The organism is Cloacibacillus sp. (assembly GCA_036655895.1).
Taxonomy (GTDB): Bacteria; Synergistota; Synergistia; order Synergistales; family Synergistaceae; genus JAVVPF01.
Genome location: JAVVPF010000048.1, coordinates 1 through 10,046, shown reverse-complemented (window position 1 = coordinate 10,046; position 10,046 = coordinate 1). Strand labels below are relative to the sequence as shown.

The window sequence follows — 10,046 nt, the reverse complement described above, 5'->3', positions numbered from 1 at the left end:
CGAAGGTGACGGGGTAGCCTGCGTCGTAAGCGGCGAGCGTGAACCTGGGCTCCGTGAAGAAAAAATTGAAGAAGAGCACGCTGATGAGGGAGACGAACGCTCCGCAGAGCCGGCTGCCGGTCCACTGGGCTGCAAGGAGCACTGCCAGCAGGTAGATTATTATTATGTTGGCTTCGCTTATGCCGGCGCTGAAAAAAAACAGTCCGACAAGAGTGGCGGCCGAAGCAAGCAGAAGTCCTTTTGACAGATCTGCCGCCGTCCTCCAGAGGGCGGTTGCCGGGCCGTGCCACGGCAGCCGAAAGCCGGGCCGGTACTGCGGCTGATGATCCGGTATGATGTATATATCTGTCGTCGGCGCAAGCGTCGTCAACGCGTCTATCAGACTTTTGCCGGGACTGAAAATAAAACGGCGGTGGTTGGTTCGCCCCAGCACTATCTTTGTCACGCCGCTCAGTTTCGCGTATTCTGCTATCTGAGAGGCGATATCGTCGCCGTAGACGGTGGTGATCTGCGCGCCCAGGTCTTCCGCAAGCTTGATGTTTTGGCGAAGCCGCCGCGCCGTCTCCGCTCCCATCTCAGCAAAACCTGTAGTCTCTACGAATAGCGCAGTAAAACGGCAGTCGAAGGCTCCGCTCATTCTTGCCGCGGTGCGGATGACCTTCGCGTTGGAGGGCGCCGCCGAAAGACAGGTCATGACGTGCTCGCCGGCGTTTGTTCCGCCGGGCGTCCTCTGCGCCGAGCGGTTGAGGCGGTCTGCCGTGCGGCGCAGCGCTATCTCGCGAAGCGCGGCCAGATTTTTTTTGCTGAAAAAGGCGGATAGCGCCTTTTGCGCCTGTTCCTCGCGGTATATTTTGCCGTTTTTCAGCCTTGCTATGAGGTCGTCCGGTTCGATGTCTACGACCTCCACCTGCTCCGCCGCGTCAAAGATCCTGTCTGGCACGCGTTCCCGCACAGTGACGCCGGTTATGGAGGAGACAAGGTCGTTCAAGCTTTCAAGATGCTGCACGTTGACCGTGGTATACACGTCGATGCCAGCGCGCAGAAGTTCCTCGACGTCCTGATAGCGTTTGCTGTGGCGGCAGCTGTCGGCGTTTGTGTGGGCAAGCTCGTCTACCAGTATCAGCTTAGGCTTGCGTTTGAGGGCGGTATCGAGATCGAACTCGTGCAGCGTAAGCCCTTTATGTTTTACTATTAGCGGCGGCAGCTGCTCCAGTCCGTCAAGAAGCTCTTCCGTCTCAGGGCGCGTGTGCGGCTCGATGTGTCCGGCTACAACGTCGATCCCGTCTTTCTGCGCGCGGTGCGCCGCTTCAAGCATCGCGTAGGTCTTGCCGACGCCCGCTGCGTACCCGAAGAAAATTTTAAGCTTGCCCCCGGCGGGAGCTGTTTTAAGGTCATATTCCCGAAGCAGCTCTTCGGGCTGGGGCCGTTCGTCCATTGTTACCCCTCCATAGGTCTAGTGTCGAATGAAGCTGGAGCGTCTGTTAAGCGTATCCTGAAATTATAGCACTCCGTCAAGCGCAAGATTTACCTTGAGCACGTTGACGCGCGGCTCTCCAAAGAGGCCTAGAAAACGGCCAGTCGTATATTTTTTGATTACCGCCCGCACCTCTTTTTCCTCGATGCCTCTGTGCGCCGCGATGCGGGCCGTCTGGTATTGAGCGGCTGAAGGCGAAATCTCAGGGTCGAGCCCGCTGCCTGAAATTGTGACCAGCTCCACCGGGACTGGCGCCGCGCCTGCGTGCGCCGCCGTCATTTTGGCCGCGCGCTCCGCTATTGATTTCTCATAATTTTTGCTGGCGGGGCTTATGTTGCTCGGCGCTGCGTACATCACCGCGCGGCCGTCTGCGGCCTTATAGTTTTTAAGGTCGACGTTCATCGCGCGCCCCCACAGATGCCCCGGATCGCTGAAAGGCTGGCCCAGAAGTTCGCTGCCGTATCTTTTGCCGTTTATCTCAATGACGCTGCCGTTTGCCTGATGCGGAAAGAGCGCCTGCGCCGCGGCCGTCACCGTAAGCATGTAGAGCGGCCCGCATATCACCGTCATTAGCAGCAGAAAGCCCGCCGCCTTTTTAAAGATGCCGTATCCCATAAAATATTCCTCCCTGACCAGAGCGGTCGTTACATAAATGCCGCAAGCAGCATATCTATCAGTTTTATCGCGATGAACGGGAGTATGATGCCCCCGACGCCGTAGACGAGCAGGTTGCGGCAAAGCAGCGCTCCCGCCGGAAGCTCGCGATATTTTACTCCTTTGAGCGCAAGGGGGATGAGCGCTATGATTATCAGCGCGTTGTATATTATCGCGGCGAAAATTGCGCTTTGCGCGCTGTGCAGCCCCATCAGGTTCAACGCGGCAAGCCCCGGGTAGAGCCCCATGAAGAGCGCCGGGATTATCGCAAAATATTTTGAAAGGTCGTTTGCGATTGAGAAGGTGGTTAGGCTGCCGCGCGTCATCAAAAGCTGTTTTCCGATGCGCACGATGTCGATCAGCTTGGTCGGATCGGAGTCCAGATCCACCATGTTGCCCGCCTCCTTGGCCGCCTGCGTGCCCGAATTCATCGCCAGCCCGATGTCGGCCTGGGCCAGCGCCGGCGCGTCGTTCGTGCCGTCGCCGGTCATCGCCACCAGATGCCCCTTCGCCTGATAGTCGCGGATCATTGAAAGCTTCGCCTCCGGCGTTGCCTCGGCAAGAAAATCGTCCACTCCTGCTTCCGCCGCGATAGCCGCCGCCGTAACGGGGTTGTCGCCTGTTATCATAATGGTCTTGATACCCATCTTCCGCAGGTCGGCGAATTTTTCTTTTACGCCGTCCTTTACGATGTCTTTCAGGTAGATGACGCCGAGCACCTTATGGTTTTTAGCAACGACGAGCGGAGTGCCTCCCTTGCGCGAGACGCTCTCGACCGCTCTTGCGCATTCGTCAGAGTACTCTCCGTCCGCCTCCTCCACATAACGGCGCACAGCCTCCGCAGCGCCTTTGCGTATTTCACACTCCGCGCAGTCCACGCCGCTCATGCGCGTAAGCGCAGTAAAGGGGACGAAGGTCATGTGCGCAGCGCCTATCTCGCGTCCTCGCAGGCCGTATCTCTTTTTTGCCAGCACCACGATGCTGCGACCCTCCGGCGTTTCGTCGGGAAGAGATGAAAGCTGCGCCGCGTCGGCGAGCACCTCCTCTGAACAGCCGTCTACCGGGATAAATTCGCTGGCCTGCCTGTTGCCTAGAGTGATGGTCCCGGTCTTGTCCAGCAGCAGCACGTCCACGTCGCCCGCCGCCTCTATCGCGCGCCCGCTCATAGCAAGCACGTTAGCCTCGTTGAGCCTGCTCATTCCCGCGATGCCGATCGCCGAAAGCAGAGCGCTTATGGTAGTCGGCGCGAGGCAGACGAAGAGCGCCACGAGCGCCGTCACCGTGGTGGGGTTTGCCACGCCCTCAAGCTTCGCGGAGAATGCGGAATAGGTGTAGAGCGAGACGGTGACAAGCAGAAAGATGATGGAAAGCGCCACGAGAAATATTTGCAGCGCTATTTCGTTCGGCGTCTTCTTGCGCGCCGCGCCCTCCACCATAGCTATCATTTTGTCGAGGAAGCTTTGTCCCGGCTCTTGGGTGACGCGCACCACCAGCCAATCGGAGAGCACCGTCGTACCTCCGGTCACGGCGCTGCGGTCTCCGCCGGCTTCGCGGATTACGGGCGCGGATTCTCCCGTGACAGCAGATTCGTCGACGGAGGCCGCGCCCTCTATTACCTCGCCGTCAGCCGCTATCTGTTCTCCGGCGTAGACCGCAAAAACTTCTCCGCGTCTCAGCGACGAAGAGGGAACTTCGACCGCCGAGTCGCGCCGCTTTGGGTCGCCCAGCTTGTGTGCGGGGACGTCGCGGCGAGAGGAGCGCAGAGAATCTGCCTGAGCCTTGCCGCGCCCTTCGGCTATAGCCTCTGCGAAATTTGCGAAGAGCACCGTCAGCCACAGTATCACCGCTATGCCGCCGGTGAAGCCGACCGGCGCGTCCTTTACGCCGAAAAGCCCGAGGACGAAGAGCGCCGTGGTAATTGCTGCGGAAATGTAGACCAGAAGCATCACGGGGTTCTGCGCCTGTGTCGCGGGCGATAATTTTGCGAAGGAATCTTTTACCGCGCGCCGCACCATCGCAGGGTCGGCAAGCGCGTTTTTATTTTGGACAGTCATGATTTACAGCTCCTTTACGCGCCGAATATCTGGAAATATTCGGCTATAGGCCCAAGGGCGAGCGCTGGAAAAAACGAGAGCGCGCCTATAAGCAGCACAACGAAAACCAAGAGAAATACGAACATGGCGTTTGATGTGGAAAGAGTTCCCGCGCTTGCGGCAGCTCTCTTTTTTTGCACCAGCGATCCCGCTATGGCAAGCGTCGCCACCATCGGCACAAAACGTGCAAAGAGCATCACAAGGCCGAGGCTTACGTTTAGAAAAACTGTGTTTGCGTTAAACCCGGCGAAGGCGGAGCCGTTGTTCGCGCCGGCGGAAGAAAAGGCGTAGAGCAGCTCTGAAAATCCGTGCGCGCCGCCGTTGCCGAGGCTCTTTGCCACCGATGGAACAAGCGCTGCAGCTCCGCTTCCGGCAAGTATCGCAACTGGCGTTGCCAGGCAGACGAGCACCGCCATCTTCATTTCGTATGGCTCAATCTTTTTGCCAAGATATTCCGGCGTTCGTCCTACCATCAGACCCGCGATGAAGACGGTGAAGAGGACAAAGCCTAGCATTCCGTAGAGCCCGCACCCGACGCCTCCGAAGATGACCTCTCCGAGCTGCATCAAGAGCATCGCCACCATTCCGCCAAGCGGCGTATAGCTGTCGTGCATCGAGTTGACGGAACCGTTTGAGGCGGCCGTAGTGAAGGCTGCCCATGTTGCGGAAGAGGCGATGCCAAAGCGCGTCTCTTTGCCCTCCATGTTGCCGCCGGCTTGACCTACGGAGGTAATATTCACCAGGCCCTCCTGCGCAAGCTGCGGAGTTCCCGCCTGCTCAAAGAAGGCAACCGCGCCAAGCGACACGGCGAGCACGATGAACATTGCGGCAAAAATCGCCGTTCCCTGCCGTCTGTCTTTGATGGAACGCCCGAACGAAAAACAAAGGGCGGCTGGGATGAGCAGTATCGACAGCATCTCAAGCAGATTTGAAAACGGCGTTGGGTTTTCAAGCGGGCTCGCGGAGTTCGTTCCGTTATAGCCGCCGCCGTTCGTCCCCAGCTGTTTTGGCGCTACCTGGCTCGCCTGCGGCCCCATAGGTATCATCTGCTGAGTCACCTTTGCGCCGTTTTCAAGAACGATAGGTTCCACAAGGTCGACCGTCTGATAGGGCCTAAGGTTTTGCACTACGCCCTGCGAGACGAGCGCTATCGAAAGCGCAAGGGAGAGCGGCAGCAGCACGTATAGCACCGCCCTTGTGACATCCGTCCAAAAGCATCCGACGCCCCTCTGCTGCACGCGTGAAAATCCGCGTATGAGCGCAAAGAGCACCGCAACGCCCACTGCGGCTGAGACAAAATTCTGCACCGTAAGCCCCACCGACTGCGAGAAATAGCTGAGCGCCGACTCGCCGGAATAGGCCTGCCAGTTCGTGTTCGTGATAAAACTGGCCGCGGTGTTGAAGGCGAGATCCCAGCTCATGCCGGCGATATTCTCTGGGTTCAACGGCAGAAAACGCTGCAGCATAAGTATCGAAAAAAGAGCCGCAAGGCTCAAAGCGCTGAAAGCAAGCGCGCAGGCGGCATATTTCTTCCAGTCCATATCCTCATTTTTATCGACATGGAGCAATTTATAAACGACCGCTTCGCACGGCGCGAGAATACGGGATAGAAAAACTTTTTCTCCGTCCATAACGCGGCTGAGGTAGCATCCAAGCGGAACTGCAAGCGCGGTAAGCAGCGCCAGATAAAGCGCGTACTGTAAAATTTGATTCATTGACAGTCACCTCTCATTAAAACATAACCCAGATAGACAAGGGCGAAAACCGATATTACACCGACAATCAAAACGGCTGCCTGCATGGTTTATTCCTCCTTCCCCTTTGCGAAAAGAGTGTAGCCCAAAAGAGATAAGAGTGCCGTTAAGGCTTTGGCCTTTATGTTAAGACGGCATTAAGAATATCTTGTAAAAGAAAATAAGGCGGGAATGCTGATGAAAAGGCAAGAAAAAAGGAGGAGCTCTGCGCAGGCCCCTCCAGTATCGTATTTATATTTTTATCAGGGCCTCAGACGGGCGAGCCCTTTGAATATTTCTTTCATGGGGCCGTCAAGCAGTTTTTGGCGCTCTTCAAAAACTTTTTTGTAGATGGCCGCGTTGTGCGGGTCGGGCGCATATCGGCCGCGGAATTTTATCCACTGCTGCATCGTCTCTTTTATATCTTCGATGTCGCCTACGCCGTAGGCCGCGACGGCAACGTCGGCCATGAGGCCGCCCTCGCTTCTTGTCGGGATGTTGTAGGCTCCGCCTAAGATGTCCGCCTTGATCTGCGTCCAGAGTGGGCTTTTGCTGCCGCCCTCTGTGCCGATTATTTCGTCAAGCGGCATCCCGCATTCGCGGTAAATTTTTATCATCTGCGCGTACTCAAAGGCGATGGCTTCAAGTATCGAACGCCACATAGCGGCTCTGTCGCTTGCGCCGAACAGTCCCATGAAAGCGCCGCAGGCGCCGGGAAGGTCCGGCCCCGCACCTTGAAGGTACGGATAAAAGAGAAGGCCGCGAGAACCTGCGGGCACATCGGCCGCAAGCGTGTCCATCTCCGCGTAAAACATGGGATCTCCCGCGCGGTTTGCGACGCTGTCGCGGAACCAGCGCAGCGATAGTCCGCCAGCGCGTATCATGCTCCAGTAAAAATATGAATCTTCCAGCGTGCCGTTTGCGAACATCATGCCGGGGGCTTCTGTGATGCGTCTGTTGGGGCCGTCCACCGCGACTGCGAATATCGAAGCGGTACCGGCGACGTCTGTTGCGAGGCCCGGTTCAAGCAGCCCCGAGGCGAGCGCGGACTGCATCGTGTCGCCGGCGCCCGCCGCTATCGGGATGCCGGGACGCAGGCCCATCTTTTCCGCCTCTTCGGGGCAGAGGTAGCCGATTATGTCCCACGGCTTTACGATGCGCGGCAGCAGCTCAAAGGGGATGCCGAGCGCCTGCATCTGGCGCTGCGACCATTTGCGCTTCATCGCGTCAAAGCCGATGAGCCAGCCGGACATCGTAGCCCAATCAAGGAAGGCTTCGTCCGCCTTAAGCCCGGCCAGCGTGCCAAGCACGAACGGCCCGTTGTTTACGACCTTTGCCGCTTTGTTTCGGAAGCCGCTGTATTCTTTGAGGAACCAGCGAAGTATCATAGGCGGCATGAACTCGTCTACGATGGAGTTGGCGCTCTCCTCCACCCATATAGGCTCGACGTGTTCGCGCACCCATTTAGCTTCGCCCGCGGCGCGGTTGTCGAGGTACGGCACGAACGGCGTCACGGGCTGCCAGTTTTCGTCGATGCCTACGATGCCGCAGATGATGCCGCTTGCTGAAATCCCGCGAATATCCGCGGGGTTGACGCCGGATTTCGCGAGGCACTCGCGCACGCCCTCGCGGACGTTCTGAACGAAGCAGTTTGCGTCCATCTCGGCCCAGCCGGGGCGCGGGTAGGATATTTTATTTTCTCTGTACGCCTCCGCGACGCGCGCAGATTCAAGGCTGTATATCGCGGTCTTCGTGCCCATGGTGCCGCAGTCGAAAGCGATATAGTATTTCGTCATGGCAGCGGCTCCTCCCGGGGCTTAAGAAGCTCGCGCATATCTATTTTCGTCCATTCCTGTTTTTCCGGTATCTTGAACCACATCTCATACCGTTCGGGCACCGCCACAACCTGATAGAGCGTCATGTCGTGCGTGGCGCCGAGGTCCTCTATCTTTGTGTCCATTATGTTCATCATGACCTTGTCGTTTATAGCGCCCTTGAAATGTTTTGCGAGCGTCAGCAGATTCTGGCGGCGCGTGCGCGTCATCCAGTACGTTTTATCGTCCGGGCGGGGCAGCCCCCATGAAAATTCGGTAAAGTGGTTTGTGAGGACGGTGAGGCCGGGGCGCGAATGCGATTCGCGGCGCTTCACCTCAAAGACGGGCCATTCAAAACAGCGCGCCGTTTGTCCGTCCGCGATGCCTATGATATAAGCGTAGTTGGCCTTCGTCGTCTGGAAGAAGCTCTCCATTTCGTCAAGCGTGGCGCTTTGCAGCAGAAAGTCAAAAAGCTCCGTCACGGCAGGCACGCGGCTGTCGTACCAGAGCGCGCCGCCGGACGGCATTCCAGTGTTGAGCTCAAGGAAGAGGCCCTTTTCGTTCATGCCGGTGGTGACGTATATCTCTCCGGCGTATCCAAGCGAGGCTACGGAAAGCGATCCGTCGGCCGGGTGAAAACAGGCCAGCGTGATGTCGTCGTCCAGCTCTTTGAACCAGGTGAGGTAGTCGTAGTTGCGTCCGTAGACGAGCGGGCCTTCCGCGTAATCGCCCCATACGGCGATGCCGGAGCACTGCGGCGGAACTAAGGCGGAAGAGGCGGCTACTTCCAGTGCGTTTATCTTTTTCACCTCGTCCAAAGAGAGGCCGGAGGTCTCTGCGATGCCGCGCAGCACCTCTTTGAATTTGAACGGGAAGTTCGCGTAAAACTTATCGGCAAGCTTTGCGGCGCACTGCGGCTCCTGCATTTGCAGTTCGATCCCCTGGCAGATAGCCCTGTCGTAGATGTGGTGCAGCTCGCGCGTCATCAAAGCGCCGTATTGCCTGCCCATCTCCCGCCATGTTCCATACAGGTCTATCACGCTGAGCTTGCCGTTCTTGATCTTAGTGCCCTTTTCAAAAGTTTCCATCAGTCAGCCTCCATTTATTGCCTGTTATGTTATATTATACACTGGTAAATTTTAATAGAATATGTATATTGAATAATTATCACATAAAACGTGGTGTTTTAGGAGGTATTTTTATGGAAGAACTTTCGCCTGTTTCTGAAATAAATAAAAACGCTGAGTCAGCGGCGTGTATAGATGCGATACTTGCGGAAAATGAACAGCTGCTGCGCAGATATATCGAGCTTCTCATCAAGGCAAACGAGCTTGCGCGCCTCACTGGGCCGTCCGACGAGGAGACTTTATGGAACGTCCACGTGAAAGACAGCGCCTTCGCGCTCCCGCTCCTGCCGAAGCGCGGAAAGGTCATCGACGTGGGGACCGGAGGAGGGCTTCCCGGCATCGTCTGGGCGGTCTGCCGTCCGGAGCTGCAGGTGACGCTGCTTGACAGCATCTCGCGCAAATGCGCGCAGGTGGAAAAAATCGCGTCTCTTATGGGGCTCTCAAACGTCGAGGTGGTCTGCGCGCGTTCGGAGGACTACGCGAAGGATCACGCAGAAAAATTCAGCGCGGCTGCGGCTCGCGCCGTCTGCGCGGCGGGCATTCTCGCCGAATATCTCGCGCCGTTCGTAAAGACGGGCGGAGAACTGATATCTTTTAAGGGGCCGAAGGCCCAGGAAGAACTTGAGGCCGTAGGCAACAAATGGAGCAGACTGGGACTCTCCGCGCCGCGCCTTGTGCCCTATGAGCTAGAGGATATGAAGCGATATTTTGTAGTATGGAAGAAGATAGGACAGGTCCCGAAGGGCATTCCTCGGCGCCCTGGCATGGCCGAAAAATTTCCGTGGTATTTGAAAGGGTAGCTGATCTTTAAACAGCCGGCGCGGACCTCTTGATTGTATTTCTTAGAGCGTCCGCCCAGACATGTGTCTGCCCCATAACTGCATGATGATGTCTCTGAAATCTCCGTCGCCAAGATGAAGCTGCGGTCCAAGTATGTATGCTACGGCGCAGATATAGTCCTCTAGTTCGCGCTCCGTGAAATCATAGCCAAGTCCGCGAACCGCGTCTCCGATCTCTTCTGGGCGCATCTTTGAAATTTTTAAAAGCCTTTCTGGGTCCTTGATCAGTTCTTTGACAAAGTCGACTGCGCTTGCCCTGCTCATGAAGATTTTCCTCCTATTTGCCGCCGCCGTCCGCACGGAACTTAACGA

General features: G+C 57.1%; 8 protein-coding genes. 1 reads left to right on the top strand and 7 read right to left on the bottom strand.

Annotated features, from left to right (window positions below; translation table 11 throughout):
- The 6 genes from RRY12_11700 to RRY12_11675 form a co-directional block, all read right to left on the bottom strand.
- The coding region (locus RRY12_11700) for a DUF4118 domain-containing protein (GenBank protein ID MEG2185336.1) at positions 1-1,435 on the bottom strand (1,435 nt) is incomplete at its 3' end.
- A 63-nt stretch (positions 1,436-1,498) separates the two neighbouring features.
- Positions 1,499-2,089 carry a K(+)-transporting ATPase subunit C gene (gene kdpC / locus RRY12_11695; protein MEG2185335.1) on the bottom strand — a complete coding sequence of 197 codons (591 nt, stop codon included), beginning with the start codon at positions 2,087-2,089 and terminating at the stop codon, positions 1,499-1,501.
- A gap of 29 nt (positions 2,090-2,118) precedes the next feature.
- On the bottom strand, positions 2,119-4,182 hold the full coding sequence (gene kdpB, locus RRY12_11690) for a potassium-transporting ATPase subunit KdpB (GenBank protein ID MEG2185334.1): 2,064 nt from the start codon (positions 4,180-4,182) through the stop codon (positions 2,119-2,121).
- A gap of 14 nt (positions 4,183-4,196) precedes the next feature.
- On the bottom strand, positions 4,197-5,936 hold the full coding sequence (gene kdpA / locus RRY12_11685; GenBank protein ID MEG2185333.1) for a potassium-transporting ATPase subunit KdpA: 1,740 nt from the start codon (positions 5,934-5,936) through the stop codon (positions 4,197-4,199).
- Between the two features lie 281 nt (positions 5,937-6,217).
- Entirely contained in the window at positions 6,218-7,750 is a 1,533-nt protein-coding gene (locus RRY12_11680; GenBank protein ID MEG2185332.1) for an FGGY family carbohydrate kinase, read from the bottom strand.
- The gene (locus RRY12_11675) at positions 7,747-8,856 is read right to left on the bottom strand and encodes a C45 family peptidase (GenBank protein ID MEG2185331.1); all 1,110 of its coding nucleotides are present in this window, start codon (positions 8,854-8,856) and stop codon (positions 7,747-7,749) included. Before RRY12_11675 ends, RRY12_11680 begins: the two co-directional genes overlap by 4 nt.
- Positions 8,857-8,969: 113 nt before the next feature.
- Here RRY12_11675 and rsmG point away from each other — a divergent pair, with 113 nt between their 5' ends.
- Positions 8,970-9,695 (top strand): 16S rRNA (guanine(527)-N(7))-methyltransferase RsmG, encoded by a 726-nt coding sequence (gene rsmG, locus RRY12_11670; GenBank protein ID MEG2185330.1) that lies wholly within the window; start codon positions 8,970-8,972, stop codon positions 9,693-9,695.
- A gap of 42 nt (positions 9,696-9,737) precedes the next feature.
- On the opposite strand, the gene RRY12_11665 is transcribed toward rsmG, so the two are convergent.
- A complete protein-coding gene (locus tag RRY12_11665; protein ID MEG2185329.1) occupies positions 9,738-9,998 on the bottom strand; it encodes a Nif11-like leader peptide family natural product precursor in 261 nt (86 codons plus the stop codon).
- Positions 9,999-10,046: the final 48 nt, after the last annotated feature.

Excerpts from the sequence above, each read along its gene's own strand:
- kdpC (MEG2185335.1), bottom strand. The coding sequence starts at position 2,089 with ATGGGATACGGCATCTTTAAAAAGGCGGCGGGCTTTCTGCTGCTAATG.
- kdpB (MEG2185334.1), bottom strand. The coding sequence starts at position 4,182 with ATGACTGTCCAAAATAAAAACGCGCTTGCCGACCCTGCGATGGTGCGG.
- kdpA (MEG2185333.1), bottom strand. The coding sequence starts at position 5,936 with ATGAATCAAATTTTACAGTACGCGCTTTATCTGGCGCTGCTTACCGCG.
- RRY12_11680 (MEG2185332.1), bottom strand. The coding sequence starts at position 7,750 with ATGACGAAATACTATATCGCTTTCGACTGCGGCACCATGGGCACGAAG.
- RRY12_11675 (MEG2185331.1), bottom strand. The coding sequence starts at position 8,856 with ATGGAAACTTTTGAAAAGGGCACTAAGATCAAGAACGGCAAGCTCAGC.
- rsmG (MEG2185330.1), top strand. The coding sequence starts at position 8,970 with ATGGAAGAACTTTCGCCTGTTTCTGAAATAAATAAAAACGCTGAGTCA.
- RRY12_11665 (MEG2185329.1), bottom strand. The coding sequence starts at position 9,998 with ATGAGCAGGGCAAGCGCAGTCGACTTTGTCAAAGAACTGATCAAGGAC.